The organism is Sphingomonas glacialis, assembly GCF_014653575.1.
GTDB lineage: Bacteria > Pseudomonadota > Alphaproteobacteria > Sphingomonadales > Sphingomonadaceae > Sphingomonas > Sphingomonas glacialis.
Map to the genome: position 1 here is coordinate 318,795 of NZ_BNAQ01000001.1, position 16,819 is coordinate 335,613.

The following is a 16,819-nucleotide window of genomic DNA, read 5'->3' on the forward strand; positions in this document are numbered from 1 at the left end:
CCGCAAGATCGCGCTTCCCCAACGCGATGAAATCCGCAACACACAGGCCAAGACGTTGATCGCCACGCATTCGACAAAGGAGCGTGTCCGTTGCTCGCCGGTGGTCCGGCAAGGGTCGGCGTCCTTGGATCGAGGGCGTGAATGAAAGAGCCGATGCAGGATCTGACGGGGATCAACGAGGTCGCGCGCATGCTCGACATCACGCCCCGCACGTTGCGTTTCTATGAGGATAAGGGGCTGATCACGCCCTGCCGGGTCGGCGCGATCCGCGTCTATACGCGGCGCGAGATCGCGCGGATGCGGTTGATCCTGCGCGGCAAGCGGCTCGGCTTCACGCTACGCGATATCGTCGAATTTCTCGATCTCTACGATACCGATCCGCAGCATGTCGAACAGATGCGCGCGCTAGCGCAGCGATGCCGCCAGCGGATCGACCGGCTCGCCGCGCAGCAGGAGGCGATCGCCGAGACGCTCGTCGAGCTCGAGAAGATCGAGCGCGAAGCCTTGGCACGCGTGCCCAAACCCCGCGGCTCGCGTGTCGTCCTGTCGTCGGACGCTGCGCCGCGCGAGGCCTAGCCGTCCGATCACGTGTCGTCGTGCTCGCGCGCAAGGATCAGCGCCAGCACGTCGGCGATGATCTGCTGCATCGCGTGCTGTGCCGCCAGGCCGTCCCGCGCCTCGATTGCACGCAGCACCGCGCCGTGCGCCGCGAGATCAGCGCTGCGGCCCTTGAAACGATTGGTGAAGCGAATCGACGAGCGCAGCGCGGTCGTCACGACGTCCTCGAACTGCGCGAAGAACGGGTTGCCGGCGGCGCGCAGGATCGCGACGTGGAACGCGATATCGGCGTCGAGCGAGTCATCCTCGCCCGCCTCAGCCGCGACCATCCGCGCGTAGCCCGCGCGGATGGCGATGAGCCCGCCCGCGCCCGCATTGCGCGCGGCAAGCTCCGCTGCGGCGGGCTCGATCGCGATGCGGAGCTCGCTGAAATGCCGCAGCAGCCCGAGCGAGAATTTCCGCTCGAGCAACCAGCCGAGTACATCGGCATCGAACAGGTTCCACGACTCGGCCGGCTGGACGATCGTCCCCTGGCGCGGCCGGGCCGACAGCAGCCCCTTGGCGGTGAGCATCTTGACCGCCTCGCGTGTCACCGACCGGCTGACGCCGTGCTGGCTCGCGAGATCGGCTTCGGTCGGGAAACGCTTGTCCGTATACACCCCCGTCACGATCGCCCGCCCCAACGCATCGAGCATCCCGTGCGTAAGATTGCGTCCGAGCGAGCTGCGGACGTCGTGCGGCTCGGGTCCTTCGCCGCTGGTCACAACGACGCGCGAGCAGCGCGCCAGGCAGCGATCAGGCCATCAGCCTTGGCGCCGACGCGCGCGGCATCGTCGCCCGGGCGGTAGAGCGCGCCCCCGACGCCGATCCCCTCGGCCCCCGCAGCAAGCCATTCCCCGAAATTGTCGGCCCCCGTGCCGCCGACGCCCCACACCGCGACATGCCGCGGCAGCACTTCGCGGATCGCCTTGAGGTAGTTCGGGCCAAGCGCGACCGCCGGGAACAGCTTGATCCGCCGCGCACCCGCATCGATCGCGCGGAACGCCTCGCTCGGCGTGACGAAGCCCGGCATCGGCTCGAGCCCCAGCTCGACCGCGCGCGCGATCAGCGCGGGCGCGGTGTTGGGCGTGACCATCACGGTCGCCCCGGTCGCTGCCAGCGCCTCGACCCCGGCAAGATCGAGCACCGTGCCCGCGCCGATCGCCGCAGTGTCACCGAACGCCTGCTGGATCGCGGCGATGCTGGTGAACGGATCGGGCGAGTTGAGCGGCACCTCGATAATGCGAACGCCGGCCTTCACGAGCGCCTCGGCGACGGGGAGCGCCTCATCGGGCCGTATCCCACGCAGGATCGCCACGACGGGCGGGGCACCAGCGGCCAGCAGATCGTCGATCGTCATCGGTCAGTCTCCAACAAGGCAAGCCCGGCGAGCGCACAGGCATCGCCATCGAGCAATTTCGTATCGATCCCGCGCGCGACGAGCGCGCGGGCATAGCGGGCGCAGAGCGCGGGATCGCCGATCAAGCCGATCGTCTCGCCCGCGGCGGGGGCGACCTCGGCGACCTCGCGACCGATCAGCAGGCCCGACAGATAGCCGGCGGCCCAATCGGGCGAACGCCCGTCGATGAGCTGCGCGCTGCGCGCCTCGAACAGCGCGCCGAGCACAATGTCTCTGTCGTTCGCCCGCGCGAGACCGTGGGCGAAGCCTGCCTGCTCGGCGGCAGGGTCGGCGTCGCCCTGGCTGGCCGCGCGCAGCAGCGTCGAGCGATCGCGCAGCAGCGCGAACAGCTCGCCGGTGAAGAAGGTCTGGAAGCCGGTGATCCGCCCATCCTCGATCGTCGCCCATTTGCTGTGCGTCCCCGGCAGAGCGAGGCGATGGCGTCCCACGCGCAGCGCAGGATCGCGCGCGATCGCCCCGAAGAGTTGCGTTTCCTCGCCGCGCATCACATCGGGGCCGCCCGACGGCGCGGTGCAAGCGAGCCCGGCCATGATCGTGACCGGCACCCCGTCGAGCGCAACCTGCCCAGCCCCGGCGAGCCAGCCCGCAACGTCGGCAGGACACCCCGCATAGGGCACTTCGATCCAGCCGTTGCGCGACCCGACCATGCCGCACAGCGCGATCGACTCGGCAGCGCCGTCGGCGCGCCACGGTGCAATCGCGTCGCGCAGCGCCGCCTCGGGCGTGCCGTCGAGCGCGCCGATACCAGCGCCCTCGGCGCGCGCGACGACCGCGCCGTTTTCGATGCGGAACAGCCGCAACCGGCTGGTGCCCCAATCGCCGACGATGCGGTAGCTCATCGCACGATCCTGACGGCAGGAAGCGGTAGTCCGGGGGCAGGCGCATCGAACGCGAACAGCCCGCCAGCAAGCGGTTGCGCGGCGAGGTCGGCGTCGGACAGTCCGGCGCGCGCGGTGGTGACATAGCCGGTCCGCAGATCGGGCCCGCCGAATGCCACCTTCGTGACATTGGCGCAAGGCAGGGCGACGCGCATCAACACGCTGCCGTCGGGCGCGTAGCGCCGCGCTTCCCAGCCACCCCACAGACCGACCCAGACACACCCTTCCGCATCGACCGTTACGCCATCGGGATTGCCATCCTCCGGCGCGATCGTCGCGAACAGCGTGCCGTCGCGCAATTGCGCATCGGTCGCGATGTCGAAGCGGTGGATCGTGCCAGCGAGCGTATCGACATGATAAAGGAAGCGCCCGTCGGGGCTGATCGCGGGGCCGTTGGTGATCGTGCATTCGCCGCCGACCACGGCGATGCTGTCACCGTCGTAGGTGTGGACCGCGCCGCTCGGCCGCGACTCTTCGTCGTCCATCGTGCCGAACCAGAGCCGGCCCTGCGGGTCGACCGTGGCATCGTTGGTCCGGTTATGATCGGGCATCGGCACCGTCGCGATCGGCGCCCCGAGCGCCGCGCCGTCGAACAGCTGGAGCGCACCGCGATTACCGACCAACAGCGCGCCATCGGCGGTTGGAACGATGAAGCTCGGCGCTCCGCCGACGGCAAAGCTCTCGCGCGTGTCGGTACCCGGATCATAGCGATGGATCGCGCCGGACTTGATATCAACGAACCACAGCACGCCATCGACCCAGGCAGGCCCCTCGCCGAGCGTTGCGGCGACCGGCCAAACCAAACGACTTTGTGACACAGCGCTCTCCGATCCTGACCTCGCGGCCGATAATGTGTGATCGATCATATAATTAAGCCGCGGGGATCGGGCAATCGCCGAAGCGTCGCGGCAAATCGGGTCACGGGCCGCCGCCAGGCTATGCCGCATGCATCCCAATTCTCCGACTTTTTGCGTTATCCCCGCTAGCCTTGCGGTCGATAATCGGGCACCTGCGCCGCATGACCGGCTTACCCCAAGTTCGAACGCCGACAATCAGCCTCATCATCCCGGCGTATAACGAGGAGGACTATCTCCCGGCCTGCTTGGATGCGGTCATGCGCAACGTCGCGGGCAAGGCGTTCGAGATCATCGTCGTCGACAATAACAGCACCGATGGCACCAAGGCGGTGGTCGAGCGCTACCCTTCGGTCAAATATGTGTTCGAGCCGAACAAGGGCATCACGCGCGCACGGCAGCGCGGCTTGATCGCGTCCAGCGGCGATATTCTGGCATATGTCGACGCCGATACCCATCCGCCCGCCGGCTGGATCGAGCAGATCTGGGAGCAGTTCGCCGCGAACCGCGATCTTGCCTGCCTGTCGGGGCCCTACAGCTTCTACGACCTGAGCGGCTTGCGCAATCGCGTGTCGACCGCGTGGTTCGTCGCGGCCCGATCGATCTACGGGATCACCGGCTATCTGATGGTCGGCGGCAATTTCGCGATTCCGCGCCATGTTCTCGAGAAAATGGGCGGCTTCGACAGCTCGATCGAATTCTACGGGGAGGACGTCGACATCGCCAAGCGCGCCAAGCAACAGGGAAAGGTCCTGTTCTCACCGCGCTTCATCATGCCGACATCGGGCCGTCGCATGCAGAAACAGGGCTTTGCGAAGATCGCGGGGATCTACCTCGCCAATTATGCGTCGATCATGCTGCGCGGCAAACCCGCGACCAAAGGGTATGAGGACATCCGCTAGCTCCCCCGTGGACGACATCGTGCGGGCCGGGAACGCTATGCCGCGCTGTACAGCCCGACCCACGCGCGGCCCGATTTGAGAGCGGTTTGTATTTTTCGACACCTACCTCCGCCACCATCGGCTATGGGGATGTGGTACTTGTCCGTTCGTGGGCGATCGTCGGCGCGAGCGAGGGCGCCAACGGCGTCATCCTGCGGGGCTGGTCGACGGCCTTCTTCGTCGCGGCGGTCGGCCGAATCCGGTTTGTCGAAGGGGAGATAGAGACATTACGGTGACCGCCACGGACCCGCTGGCCGATGCCTTCGCCCTGTTCGTCAACAGCACGACCGATCGCGCGCAGTTCCTGCTCGATCCCGCGGGCCTGGTGATGAGCTGGAATCGCGGTGCCGAAATCCTGACCGACTGGAGCGCAGAGGCGATCATCGGACAGTCCTTCATGCTGTTCTACCCCCCCGCCGACGCCGAACGCGGCGACCCCGCCGCCGATCTGGCGCAAGCGCAGAAAGACGTCACGACGCGCAAGGAAGCCTGGCGAATCCGCCGCGACGGTTCCGAATTTCTCGCGGATTCAACGCTCGTCGCGTTGCGCAATCCGGCAGGCGCGCTGCTTGGCTATGGGCAAAGCGTGTACGATATCACCGCGCGTCGCGCCGCCGAGGCAGCGCTTGCCGATAGCGAGCAGCACGTCCGCTCGATCCTCGAAACCGTGCCCGACGCGATGATCGTGATCGACGAACGCGGCCGCATCCTGTCGTTCAGCGCGGCGGCCGAGCGGCTGTTCGGCTATGCCGAGGGCGAATTGGTCGGCCGCAACGTCAGCATGCTGATGCCGAGCCCCGACCGCGACCGCCATGACAGCTATCTCAGCCATTATTTGACGACGGGCGAACGCCGCATCATCGGCATCGGTCGAGTCGTGGTGGGGATGCGTCGCGATGGCACTCCCTTCCCGATGGAGCTTTCGGTCGGCGAGGCGAGCAGCACCGGGCGGCGCATCTTCACCGGCTTCATCCGCGACCTGACCGAACAGCAACGCAGCGAATTGCGGCTGAAGGAGCTGCAATCCGAGCTGATCCACGTCTCCCGCCTCAGCGCGATGGGGACGATGGCGTCGACGCTGGCGCACGAACTCAACCAGCCGCTGACCGCGATCGCCAATTACATGGAAGCGAGCCGCGATCTGCTCGACGCGCCCGATGCCGATACGCTCGGCTATTTGCGCGAAGCGGTCGATCAATCGGCCAAGGAAACGCTCCGTGCCGGCGACATCGTGCGCGCCTTGCGCGACTTCGTATCGCACGGCGAAGTCGATCGCCGCGTCGTTCCGCTGCGCCCGCTGATCGAGGAAGCCAGCGCGCTGGCACTGATCGGCGCGCGCGAGCGCGGTGTAAGATCTTTCTTCGCGTTCGAGAGCGATGCCGCGCACGCCCTCGTCGATCGCGTGCAGATCCAGCAAGTCGTGGTCAATCTGGTGCGCAATGCGGTCGAGGCGGTCGAGATGTCGCTGACGCGCGACGTGACGATCAGCGTGCGCGCGGCGGCGGGCGACATGATCGAGATCATCGTCGCCGACACGGGCCCCGGGATCGATCCCGCGGTCGCGCCACGCCTGTTCCAGGCGTTCGCCACCAGCAAGAAAAGCGGCATGGGGCTTGGTCTGTCAATCTGCAGGACGATCGTCGAAACGCACGAAGGCCGGATCTGGGCGGTACCACGGCCAAACGGCGGAACCGCGTTTCATTTTACAGTCCGCGGCGCGCCCGACGCCACCGACACCCGGACCATTACGTAGCGACGCGGCGTCGCGCTCGCGGCAGGACCGGCGTTCCTATTCCCCGGGTACCTATGTCAGACCTTGCCGCCGCCAAACCGCCCCGCCGCACCCGTATCGTGCTGATCGACGCCGATGAGAGCGTTCGCCGCCAGCTGCAGTTGGCGTTGCAATGGCATGGCTACGAGGTGCGCTCGTTCGGCACCGCTGCGCCGGTGCTGCAGGGTGGCTATGCCGACGCCACCGACATCCTGATTACCGATTATGCCCCGCCCGGCAGCAACGGGATCGCGATCCTGCGCATCCTGCAAAGCCGCGGGTGGGACGGGCGTGCGGTGCTGATCACCAGCAATCCGTCGCACGAGCAGGAACACTGCGCCCGCGCTTCGGGTTTTGCCGCAGTGCTCGAAAAGCCAGTCCACCAGGCCGACCTGATCGCCGCGATCACGTTCAGCTGACCGCGCGATCCCCCGTCTCGGGAACCCGCAACATCGCGAGCGCCGCCAGCGCCATCACGATCGCGGCGAACGCCATCGTCCAGATCGGCTCGGTCGGGAAGAACGCCTTGAGGACCGACCCCATCACCGTCGCGACGAGCAATTGCGGTACGACGATGAAGACGTTGAACAGCCCCATATAGATGCCGAGCTTGGCTTGCGGCAGGCTCGAGGCGAGGATCGCATAAGGCATTGCCAGGATCGACGCCCAGGCGATGCCGACGCCGATCTCGCTCAGGATCAGCCAGTTGGGATCGCGGATCACGAAGAAGCTGGCATAAGCCGCGGCCCCGCACAGCAGGCAGGCGATATGCGTCCGGACCTTGCCGATCCGTGCCGCAAGCCGGGGCAGGACGAGCAGAGCAGCCAGCGCGGCCACGCCGTTATAGACCGCGAACAGCACGCCGACCCAGTCGCCACCGGCATTGTAGGCGGCACTCTTCGGATCGCTCGCGCCGAACATGTACTGCGCGACGACGGGGGTGGTGAAGATCCACATGATGAACAGCGCCGACCAGCTGAAGAACTGCACCAGCGCCAGCCGCTTCATCACGAGCGGCATGCCCGCGAAATCGCCTACGATCATGCTGAGCGCGTTGTCGGTCTTCCCGCCGCGGGCGAGGCGGATCGCGACGATGCTCGCGACGCCGTAGGCGATCAACAGCGCACCGAGCAGATAGACTTCCTTCTGCAACGCGAGCAGCGGCACCGCCGCGACGATCACTACGCCGCCGACGATCCACGCGAGGCTGCGCCCCAGCCCGCGTGCGGCAAGCGCGCGCATCGGTTCGCCCACGCCTTCGACGGGATCGCGCTCGCCGAATGCGGCCATTTGCGCCGGGCTGTATTCCTTGACGTTGCCGACGGTCCACAGCACCGCGAGCAGCAGCGCCGCGCCCCCGAACCAGAAGCTGTAGCGCACCGTGTCGGGCACCCCGCCGAGTGCTGTTCCCGAGACGCCGAGATGCGCCAGCACGAACGGGAAGATCGACCCGACCACTGCGCCCGCACCGATGAAGGCGGTTTGCAGCGCATAGCCCGCGGTGTGCTGGTCCTTGCGCAGCATATCGCCGACGAACGCGCGGAACGGCTCCATCGAGACGTTGATCGAGGCGTCGAGCACCCACAGCGTCACCGCCGCGAACCACAGGATCCTGGCCTCGGGCATGACAAACAAAGCGAGCGCCGCGAGCACGGCGCCCGCGAGGAAATACGGCCGCCGCCGCCCGAGCCGGTTCCAAGTCCGGTCGCTGTAATGGCCGATGATCGGCTGGATCAGCAGCCCGGTCAACGGTGCGGCGACCCACAGATACGAGAGGTCGTCGAGCGAGCCGCCGAGCGTCTGGAAGATCCGGCTCATATTGGCGTTTTGCAGCGCGAAGCCGATCTGAATACCGAAAAAGCCGAAGCTGATATTCCACAGGCCGCCAAAGCCTTGCACCGGTTTTTCGTTCAACTCTGGCCTCCCCTGCCCGGCGCCTGACGATCGGCGGGGCGTGTTTGTCGGCGAGCGTGGCGACAAGCCGGGGGCCGCACAAGCCTGCATACGAATGCGCAGCGCCGCACAAACCCTTGCCGAGCGCCCCACGCGCGTTCCATGACGCGAGGCATGGACACCGTGCACCTCCATCATCAGGGCAACGAGCGCCGCCCGTTGCTCGTGATCGACGACTTCTGGCCTGACCCCGAGATGCTGCGCGAGGATGCAGCGGCGTTGCGGATGGGCGAGATCGGCCCGCATTACCCCGGCGTCCGCGCCGAAGTCCCGGGGCGCCTCGCCGAGACGATGCGTCGCAAGATCGCGCCGTTGCTTGCCACGCATTTCGGGTTCGATCCGGCGCCTGCGGTGTCCGAAGCCTATTATTCGCTCGTCACCACGCCACCCGCCGCGCTCGCGCCGATCCAGCGGCTGCCGCATTTCGATGGTGTCGAGCCGCGCCGGATCGCATTGCTGCTGTTCCTCGGCCATGGCGCGCAGGGCGGCACCGCCTTCTACCGCCAGCGCGAGACGGGCTTCGAAAGCGTCGATGCCGACCGGCTCGATCGCTTCAAGGCAACGCTGGAGGAGGGCGTGCGCACCCACGGCATGCCAGACCCCGCCTATATCGCCGGCGATACGCCGCTCTACGAACAGATCGCGCTACAGCCCGGCGCGTTCAACCGCGCGCTCGTCTATCCCGGCAACACGCTCCACTGCGCGCATCTCCCGCCCGAGGTCGTGCTCAGTGCCGATCCGCTTGCGGGCCGCCTGACGCTCAACCTCTTCCTGTTCGACGACTGAGACCGCGCCGGCGCTAGCCGCCGCTGCTCGCGCGGACGACGAGCCGCGTCGGGAGCGGTGCCGCCTCGCACATCCCGCCGCGCAACTGGCCGAGCAGCGTCTCGACCAGCACTTCGCCCGCGCGCCGCGTATCCTGCACCACGCTCGACAGCGGCGGGCTGGTCAGCGAGGCCGAGGGGATATCGTCGAACCCGACGATCGCGACGTCGTCGGGCACGCGCCGCCCCGCCGCCGCCAAGCCGCGCATCGCGCCGATCGCGATGCTGTCGCTCGCGGCAAAGATCGCGTCGTACGCCACCCCGCGGCTGGCGAGCATCTCGACCGCCGCCTGCCCCGGTTCCTCGGCCGTCGTCGCATCGACGCGCAACATCGGATCGGGGGTCAGCCCGGCGCTCGCCAGCGCATCGAGATAACCGCGATAGCGTTCGAGCAGCTCGGGATAGCGGCTGTCGGCCGAGCCGAGGAACGCGATCCGACGCCGTCCCTGCGCGATCAGATGCACCGTCGCCAACGCCCCGCCGCCGCGATTGTCCGATCCGACGGTGATCCCAGCGGGCCCCGTCCCGACCGCACCCCAGCGCACGACATGCGTCCCCTGCTCGACAAGATGGTCGAGTCGCACGCGGTACGCTTCGTAATCGCCGTAGCCGAGCAGGATGATCCCATCGGCCTTGTGGCTGTCCTGATAATCGACGTGCCAGTCGCCCGACAGCTGCTGGAACGATATCAGCAGGTCGTACCCGGCCTTCGCACAAGCGCGCGTGATCGATCCGAGCATCGAGAGGAAGAACGGGTTGATCGCGGCATCGTCATCCGCCGCCTCTTCGAAAAACAGCAATGCCAGCGTGTTGGACGATTGGCTGCGCAAGCTCGAGGCGTTCTTGTCGACCGCATAATGCAGGCTCCGCGCGATCGCCTCGATCCGCGCGCGCGTCTGCGGATTGACCGATTTCACGCCCCGCAAGGCGCGCGAGACGGTCGGCTGCGAGACGCCCGCCAGCTGCGCGATATCGAGGGAGGTCGGTCGTCTGGCCATCGGGAAAAGCAGGTCCTGCGCTACACGGCACAGGCGATACTGCGCCAAACGATCGGCTGACGACAGCCCATTCGTGAATACGTATGCCCGATCCTTTCGAAATGTGTCTGCCCGAAATATAGCCGTGCCGGGCCAATCGACGCTGTTTCACGACGTCGAGGAAACTGAAGCGAGGATGTGCGGGCCGGGCCCGCCTGATGGGGAACACCACATGACTGATTTCGAGCCGAGCCGCGCTGACCGCGCGTGCGCGCCGCTGCGCCGCATTTCCATGTCGGCACGCCTTGGGCTGTACACCAGCACCGCCGCGATCACCGCTGCCCTGCTGCTGCCAAGCGCCGCCTACGCGCAGGATGCCGCGACGACCGCGAACGCGAACCCGACCGCCAAGGCGCAAGTCGAAGCAACGCCGACCCAAGCCGATCCGACGCCGCAGCCGACGACGCCGGCGCCCGTGACCGCCGCCGACGTTGCGCCGACCACGGACACCACGCCCGACGGCGACATCGTCGTCACCGGCATCCGCGCGGGCCTCGACTCCTCGGCCAAGATCAAGCGCCAGTCGGTGCTGATCGTCGACTCGGTCTCGGCCGAAGACGTCGGCAAGCTGCCCGACGTGTCGATCGCCGACTCGCTCGCCCGCCTTCCCGGCGTCACCGCGCAGCGTCTCGAGGGCCGCGACCAGCGCCTGTCGATCCGCGGTCTCGGCCCCGACTTTTCGACCACGCTACTCAACGGTCGCGAGCAAGTCACCGTCGGTGACAATCGCGGCGTCGAGTACGACCAATATCCGTCGGAATTCTTCAAGACCGTCAACGTCTACAAATCGGCCGACGCGTCGCTCGTCGCCGCCGGCATCTCGGGCACGGTCGATCTGCGCATGCTGCGCCCGCTCGATCAGGCCAAGCGCGTTCTCGCGGTCAGCGCTCGCGGCCAGATGAACGGCATCAAGAACCTCAACCCCGACAGCTCGCGCTACGGCTATCGCGCGTCGGCGACGTATGTCGACAAGTTCGCCAATGACACGCTCGGCATCGCGCTCGGCGCATCGGCGACGCTCACCCCGTCGCAGGACGAGCGCTACAATGCGTGGGGTTATGCCGGTGCCGGTACCGCGGCGAGCCCGTTCGTGCTCGGCGGCGCAAAGCCCTATGTCCAGTCGAACGAACTCAAGCGCTACGGCGGCGTCGCGACGATCGAATGGCGCCCGTCGGAGGTGTTCCACTCGACTTTCGACGCGCTCTATTCGCACTTCGAGGAAACGCAGCACCTGCGCGGGATCGAATTCCCGCTCGGCTTCTCGAGCCCGACGCAAAGCGGCGTGACCGTCGCCAACGGCTTCGCCACGGCGACGACCTTCTCGGGCGTCCATGCGATCCAGCGCAACGACTATAACCAGCGCAAGGCGGAGAACTTCTCGCTCGGCTGGAACAACGACCTCAAGCTCAGCGACAAGATCCACCTCAACGTCGACGCGAGCTGGAGCCATGCGACGCGCACCGACTTCCTGCTCGAGACCTATACCGGCGTCGGCTATGGCGGCGCGGGCCCGGACGACACCGTCCGGGTTTCGCAGCAGGGCAACGGCACCTACAAGATCGTGCCGACGCTCGACTATACCAACACCAGCGTGTTCAAGCTGACCGATCCGCAGGGCTGGGGCTATAACGGCACGCAGGCCGTCGTGCAGTCGGGCTTCCTCAACCGCCCGAGCTTCAAGGACGACCTCAAGTCGCTCCGCGCGAACCTCAACGGCGAATTCGACAACAGCATTATCAAGAGCTGGGAGGCCGGCGCCAACTACAGCCGTCGCGAGAAGACCAGCGCGTACCAGTCGTTCTTCCTGTGCCCCAAGGGCGCCGGCAGCAACTGCACCGTCGCGAGCGGCACCCCGACTTCGGCGCCGATCCCGACCCAGGCGGTGATCGGCAAGATCCCGCTCGACTATCTCGGCGTCCCCGCGGTGCTCGCGCTCGATCCGCTGTATCTGTACAACAACAGCTACAACACGTTCTTCGACAACCGCCCGTCGTCGCTCGTCCGCGACAACGTCGTGACCGAGAACGTCTATACCGGCTACGCCAAGATCAACATCGACGGCGATGTCGGCGGCAAGGCGCTCAAGGGCTCGATCGGCACGCAGGTCATCCACAGCGAGCAGCGCTCGACCGGCCAGATCGCAAGCGTCGTCAACGGCGTCGTGACGATCGCCCCTGCGTCGCAAAAGTACAGCTACACCAACGTCCTGCCCTCGGCGACCATGGCGGTCGAGCTGGTGCCGCTGGGCTATGTCAAGCTTGGTGCCTCGCAGACGATGGTGCGCCCGCGCCTCGACCAGGAGCGCGTTACGCAGGACGTGGCGATCAACATCGCCAATATCGTGCCGAACAACTTCAACCCCGGGCTCAACCCGGTGTTCACCTCGTCGGGCGGCAATGTCGCGCTCCGGCCGTACAAGTCGACCAACATCGACATGTCGTTCGAGCAGTATTTCCGTGGCGGCGGCTACGTTGCGCTGTCGGGCTATTACAAGCACCTCACCGACTTTGTCGATCCGAACAACAGCTACGCGTATGACTTCTCCTCGCTGCTCGGCGCCCTGTCGCCGGCACAGCGCGCGATCGTCACCGCGAACCGGCTGGCGATCGGCAACGTCAGCGCGCCTGCCAACACCGGTCGCGGCAGCGTGATCGGCGTGGAAGGGACGATCTCGCTCCCCTTCAAGATGGTCAGCGAAGCGCTCGACGGCTTCGGCATGTTCGTCTCGGGCAACTACACCGAGTCGGAGATCAAGTTCGTCAGCAACCCAACGCAGGCGATCACCCTGCCCGGCCTGTCGAAGTGGACCGGCAGCGGCACGGTGTATTTCGAGAAGCACGGCTTCCAGGCGCGGGTGAACTATCGCTATCGCTCGTCGTTCCTCGCCGAGGTCGCGGGCCTCTCGGCCAACCCGACCTATCGCACCGCGCGATCGGAAGGCATTCTCGATGCGCAGATCGGCTATGAGTTCCAGAGCGGTCCGCTCAAGAACTTCGCGATCCTGGCGCAGGCGAAGAACCTGACCGACCGTCCGTTCGTGACGTACCAGAATGACGACCCGCGCCAGGTGATCGATTACCAGCGCTATGGCCGTGATTACTATCTGGGCATCACGTACAAGTTCTGACCGCGTGCGACGGCGGACGGCGAACCCTTTCGCCGTCCGCCGTTCCGCGAGTCTAATGTCGAAGAAGCGGGGACGCGGACCATGGCCACTCTATCCGATCCGACCGGACCGATCCGGATCGTCATCGTGGGCGGCGGCACCGCAGGCTGGATGGCGGCCGCCACGTTCGCGCGTTTCCTCGAAACCGGGTTTGAGATCGACCTGATCGAATCCGAAGAGATCGGCACCGTCGGCGTCGGCGAAGCGACGATCCCGCAGATCCGCTTGTTCAACGATGCGCTCGGGCTCGACGAGGATGCGTTCCTGCGCGCGACGCAAGGCACCTACAAGCTCGGGATCGAGTTCGTCGACTGGCTGCGGGCAGGGCATCGCTACATGCACGCTTTCGGCGCGGTCGGGCGCGATGTCGGCTTGCTGCCGTTCCACCAATATTGGCTGCGCGCGCAAAAGCTCGGGTCGGCGCGCGATCTTGCGGCCTATTCGCTCAACAATCAGGCGGCACTCGCCGGCCGGATGCAGCGCGGCCCCGCGCGCACCGCACGCGTATTGCCCGACATGCCGAGCGCGTTTCATTTCGACGCCGGCCTCTATGCGCGCCATCTGCGCCGCTACAGCGAGACGCGCGGCGTCACCCGGATCGAAGGCAAGGTCGTCCGCGTCGACCAGGACGAGCGCGGCGATATTTCGACGCTGCTGCTCGAGGACGGGACGACGCTCGGCGCCGATCTCTTCATCGATTGCACGGGGTTTCGCGGGCTGCTGATCGAGCAGACGCTCAAGACCGGCTATGACGACTGGACGCACTGGCTGCCCGCCGACCGCGCGATCGCGGTGCCGTCGGAACGCAGCACCGCGTTCACCCCGTACACCCGCTCGACCGCAAAGGCGGCGGGCTGGCAATGGCGCATTCCGCTGCAGCACCGCACGGGCAACGGGCTCGTCTATTCCTCGGCGCATTTGAGCGACGACGAGGCAACCGCGACGTTGCTTGCCGGCCTCGATGGCGAAGCGCTTGCCGATCCGCGCCCGATCCAGTTCCGCACCGGCAAGCGTCGGCAAATGTGGAACCGCAATGTCGTCGCGATCGGTCTGTCGGGCGGCTTCATGGAGCCGCTCGAATCGACGAGCATTCACATGATCCAGTCGGCGATCGCGCGGCTGATGAAGCTGCTGCCCGGTCGCACCATCGCGCAAGCCGACCGCGACGAATTCAACCGCCAGAGCGACTTCGAATACGAACGCATCCGCGACTTCATCATCCTCCATTATCACGCCAACGACCGGAGCGAGCCGTTCTGGCAGATGTGCCGCGAGGCGACGCTGCCCGAAACGCTTGCCGCCAAGATCGATCTGTGGCGCGGCAACGGCCACATCACGCGCGAGCATGAGGAGCTCTTCACCGAGGTCGGCTGGCTCCAGGTGTTCGCGGGCCAGGGCGTGATTCCGGCTGGGCACCACCCGCTCGCCGACGCGATCCCCGCCGCCGATCTCGCCGAATTCCTCGATACGATCGACCAGCTCAACGCCCGCGAGGTTGCCCAGATGCCAAGCCATGCCGATTTCATCGCGCGCCACTGCGCCGCGCCGACGCCGGTGGCGGCGTGAGCCTTACCGCCGCGCTGCTGCTCGCGCTCGCCGGTCCGGCGACCGCAGTCCCGGTCGAACAGGTCCGCGCGCGTCTGCCCGAGGACGAGATCATCTATTTCGTCCTGCCCGACCGCTTCGACAATGGCGACCCGGCCAACGACACAGGCGGGTTGACCGGCGACCGGCTGACGACGGGGTACGACCCGACCGCCAAGGGTTTCTATCACGGCGGCGACATCAAGGGGCTTCTCCAGCGGCTCGACTATATCCAGGCGCTCGGCGTCACCGCGATCTGGGTCGCGCCGGTGTTCAAGAACAAGCCGGTGCAGGGCGCGGCAGGGCATGAGAGCGCCGGCTATCACGGCTATTGGATCACCGACTTCACGAAGGTCGATCCGCATTTCGGCACCGACGCCGAGTTCGCGGCGTTCGTCGATGCGGCGCACGCGAAGGGCATGAAGGTCTATATGGACATCATCGCTAACCACACTGCCGACGTGATCCAGTACCGCGAATGCGTCGGCAAGAGTTGTGCGTACCGCGGCAAGGCGGATTATCCATATCAGCGCCGGCTTGGCGTCACGGGCAAACCGATCAACGCCGGTTTTGCAGGCGACGCGGTACAGACGCCCGAGAACTTCGCCAAGCTGACCGACCCGGCCTATGCCTACACGCCGTTCGTTCCGGCAGCGGAAGCGAAGGTCAAGGTCCCGGCGTGGCTCAACGACCCGCGCTACTATCACAATCGCGGTGACTCGACCTTTGCCGGAGAATCCGCGCGCTACGGCGATTTCAGCGGGCTCGACGATCTGATGACCGAGGATCCGCGCGTGATCGATGGGTTCATCGCGATCTATGGCGGCTGGATCGATCGCTTCGGCGTTGACGGCTTCCGCATCGACACCGCGCGCCACGTCAATCCCGAATTCTGGCAGGCGTTCATCCCGGCGATGCAAGCGCGCGCCGCCGCGCGCGGGATCCGCAATTTCCCGATCTTCGGCGAAGTCTATTCGGAAACCGTCGACCCCGGCTACACCGCGCAATTCACGCGCCGCGACGGCTATCCCGAAGTGCTCGACTTCTCGTTCCAGGCGGCCGCGCGTGCGATGCTGAGCGGCAAGGCGGGGACCGATGTCTTCGCCAAGCTGATCGACGGCGACGTGCTGTACGAAGGCGGCGACGCCACCGCGCTGCGGCTGCCGACCTTTCTCGGCAACCACGACATGGGCCGGATGGGGCACATGCTCGATCTCGCCTGGCCCAAGGCGACCGACGCAGAACGCCTTGCGCGGCTCGAACTCGCGCACGTCCTGCTGCTTTCGGCGCGCGGAGTGCCGACGATCTATTCGGGCGACGAGCAGGGCTTCACCGGCCATGGCGGCGACCAGGATGCGCGCGAGGATATGTTTGCGAGCAAGGTCGCGAGCTACAACGACAATCGCCTGATCGGCACCACCAGCACGACGGCAACGGCGCATTTCGGCACCGACAACCCGATCTTCGAGACGATCGCGCGTCTGTCGCAGATCCGGCGGACCCACGCGCAGTTGCGCCACGGTCGCACCATCGTGCGCTTCGCGTCGGACAAGCCCGGCCTGCTCGCCTTCACGCGCGGCGATGACGACGGGCGCGAGATCCTCGTCGTGCTCAACACCTCGGACCAGCCGCTCACCGCGAATGTCGAAGTCGGCGCGCGCTCGGCCGGCTTCGCCACGCTCGCCGGCGCCTGCCCCGCCACGGTGACCGCACCCGGCTCGGCCGCGATCACGCTCCCACCGCTCGGCTACGCCATCTGCGCCGCCACTCCTGCACGCCTCCCCAGCGAATGAG

At 66.6% G+C, this 16,819-nt stretch carries 15 protein-coding genes; 9 read left to right on the forward strand and 6 right to left on the reverse strand.

The window, feature by feature from the left end; genetic code table 11:
- Positions 1–141: 141 nt before the first annotated feature.
- Positions 142–576: a MerR family transcriptional regulator gene (locus IE187_RS01395; RefSeq protein ID WP_189674806.1), complete on the forward strand. Its 435-nt coding sequence runs from the start codon at positions 142–144 to the stop codon at positions 574–576.
- An 8-nt stretch (positions 577–584) separates the two neighbouring features.
- On the opposite strand, the gene IE187_RS01400 is transcribed toward IE187_RS01395, so the two are convergent.
- From IE187_RS01400 to IE187_RS01415, 4 genes are all read right to left on the reverse strand, one after another.
- Positions 585–1,253 (reverse strand): FadR/GntR family transcriptional regulator, encoded by a 669-nt coding sequence (locus IE187_RS01400; RefSeq protein WP_133188447.1) that lies wholly within the window; start codon positions 1,251–1,253, stop codon positions 585–587.
- 65 nt (positions 1,254–1,318) lie between these two features.
- Complete coding sequence (locus IE187_RS01405; protein WP_189674807.1) at positions 1,319–1,957, reverse strand: 2-dehydro-3-deoxy-6-phosphogalactonate aldolase; 639 nt, start codon at positions 1,955–1,957, stop codon at positions 1,319–1,321.
- Positions 1,954–2,856: a 2-dehydro-3-deoxygalactonokinase gene (locus IE187_RS01410; RefSeq protein WP_189674808.1), complete on the reverse strand. Its 903-nt coding sequence runs from the start codon at positions 2,854–2,856 to the stop codon at positions 1,954–1,956. Before IE187_RS01410 ends, IE187_RS01405 begins: the two co-directional genes overlap by 4 nt.
- The gene (locus tag IE187_RS01415; RefSeq protein ID WP_229839175.1) at positions 2,853–3,713 is read right to left on the reverse strand and encodes an SMP-30/gluconolactonase/LRE family protein; all 861 of its coding nucleotides are present in this window, start codon (positions 3,711–3,713) and stop codon (positions 2,853–2,855) included. The genes IE187_RS01410 and IE187_RS01415 overlap by 4 nt, the downstream gene beginning before the upstream one ends.
- Positions 3,714–3,913: 200 nt before the next feature.
- Here IE187_RS01415 and IE187_RS01420 point away from each other — a divergent pair, with 200 nt between their 5' ends.
- From IE187_RS01420 to IE187_RS01435, 4 genes are all read left to right on the forward strand, one after another.
- Positions 3,914–4,651: a glycosyltransferase family 2 protein gene (locus IE187_RS01420; protein ID WP_189674810.1), complete on the forward strand. Its 738-nt coding sequence runs from the start codon at positions 3,914–3,916 to the stop codon at positions 4,649–4,651.
- Between the two features lie 86 nt (positions 4,652–4,737).
- A complete protein-coding gene (locus tag IE187_RS01425) occupies positions 4,738–4,926 on the forward strand; it encodes an ion channel (RefSeq protein ID WP_189674811.1) in 189 nt (62 codons plus the stop codon).
- Positions 4,923–6,443 carry a PAS domain-containing sensor histidine kinase gene (locus IE187_RS01430; protein ID WP_268249479.1) on the forward strand — a complete coding sequence of 507 codons (1,521 nt, stop codon included), beginning with the start codon at positions 4,923–4,925 and terminating at the stop codon, positions 6,441–6,443. The genes IE187_RS01425 and IE187_RS01430 overlap by 4 nt, the downstream gene beginning before the upstream one ends.
- Before the next feature lie 53 nt (positions 6,444–6,496).
- Positions 6,497–6,880 (forward strand): response regulator, encoded by a 384-nt coding sequence (locus IE187_RS01435; protein WP_133188459.1) that lies wholly within the window; start codon positions 6,497–6,499, stop codon positions 6,878–6,880.
- Here the strand turns inward: IE187_RS01435 and IE187_RS01440 are convergent.
- On the reverse strand, positions 6,873–8,465 hold the full coding sequence (locus IE187_RS01440) for an MFS transporter (RefSeq protein ID WP_189674812.1): 1,593 nt from the start codon (positions 8,463–8,465) through the stop codon (positions 6,873–6,875). The two genes, IE187_RS01435 and IE187_RS01440, sit on opposite strands and share 8 nt — an antisense overlap.
- 63 nt (positions 8,466–8,528) lie before the next feature.
- Here IE187_RS01440 and IE187_RS01445 point away from each other — a divergent pair, with 63 nt between their 5' ends.
- Positions 8,529–9,200 (forward strand): DUF6445 family protein, encoded by a 672-nt coding sequence (locus tag IE187_RS01445; RefSeq protein WP_189674813.1) that lies wholly within the window; start codon positions 8,529–8,531, stop codon positions 9,198–9,200.
- 13 nt (positions 9,201–9,213) lie between these two features.
- On the opposite strand, the gene IE187_RS01450 is transcribed toward IE187_RS01445, so the two are convergent.
- On the reverse strand, positions 9,214–10,236 hold the full coding sequence (locus IE187_RS01450) for a LacI family DNA-binding transcriptional regulator (protein WP_189674814.1): 1,023 nt from the start codon (positions 10,234–10,236) through the stop codon (positions 9,214–9,216).
- Between the two features lie 211 nt (positions 10,237–10,447).
- Here IE187_RS01450 and IE187_RS01455 point away from each other — a divergent pair, with 211 nt between their 5' ends.
- From IE187_RS01455 to IE187_RS01465, 3 genes are all read left to right on the forward strand, one after another.
- Complete coding sequence (locus tag IE187_RS01455) at positions 10,448–13,402, forward strand: TonB-dependent receptor (RefSeq protein WP_189674815.1); 2,955 nt, start codon at positions 10,448–10,450, stop codon at positions 13,400–13,402.
- Between the two features lie 81 nt (positions 13,403–13,483).
- The gene (locus IE187_RS01460; RefSeq protein ID WP_189674816.1) at positions 13,484–15,007 is read left to right on the forward strand and encodes a tryptophan halogenase family protein; all 1,524 of its coding nucleotides are present in this window, start codon (positions 13,484–13,486) and stop codon (positions 15,005–15,007) included.
- Entirely contained in the window at positions 15,004–16,818 is a 1,815-nt protein-coding gene (locus IE187_RS01465) for an alpha-amylase family glycosyl hydrolase (protein WP_189674817.1), read from the forward strand. Before IE187_RS01460 ends, IE187_RS01465 begins: the two co-directional genes overlap by 4 nt.
- Position 16,819: the final 1 nt, after the last annotated feature.

Excerpts from the sequence above, each read along its gene's own strand:
- IE187_RS01395 (WP_189674806.1), top strand. The coding sequence starts at position 142 with ATGAAAGAGCCGATGCAGGATCTGACGGGGATCAACGAGGTCGCGCGC.
- IE187_RS01400 (WP_133188447.1), bottom strand. The coding sequence starts at position 1,253 with ATGCTCGATGCGTTGGGGCGGGCGATCGTGACGGGGGTGTATACGGAC.
- IE187_RS01405 (WP_189674807.1), bottom strand. The coding sequence starts at position 1,957 with ATGACGATCGACGATCTGCTGGCCGCTGGTGCCCCGCCCGTCGTGGCG.
- IE187_RS01410 (WP_189674808.1), bottom strand. The coding sequence starts at position 2,856 with ATGAGCTACCGCATCGTCGGCGATTGGGGCACCAGCCGGTTGCGGCTG.
- IE187_RS01420 (WP_189674810.1), top strand. The coding sequence starts at position 3,914 with ATGACCGGCTTACCCCAAGTTCGAACGCCGACAATCAGCCTCATCATC.
- IE187_RS01435 (WP_133188459.1), top strand. The coding sequence starts at position 6,497 with ATGTCAGACCTTGCCGCCGCCAAACCGCCCCGCCGCACCCGTATCGTG.
- IE187_RS01440 (WP_189674812.1), bottom strand. The coding sequence starts at position 8,465 with ATGCAGGCTTGTGCGGCCCCCGGCTTGTCGCCACGCTCGCCGACAAAC.
- IE187_RS01445 (WP_189674813.1), top strand. The coding sequence starts at position 8,529 with ATGGACACCGTGCACCTCCATCATCAGGGCAACGAGCGCCGCCCGTTG.
- IE187_RS01450 (WP_189674814.1), bottom strand. The coding sequence starts at position 10,236 with ATGGCCAGACGACCGACCTCCCTCGATATCGCGCAGCTGGCGGGCGTC.
- IE187_RS01455 (WP_189674815.1), top strand. The coding sequence starts at position 10,448 with ATGACTGATTTCGAGCCGAGCCGCGCTGACCGCGCGTGCGCGCCGCTG.
- IE187_RS01460 (WP_189674816.1), top strand. The coding sequence starts at position 13,484 with ATGGCCACTCTATCCGATCCGACCGGACCGATCCGGATCGTCATCGTG.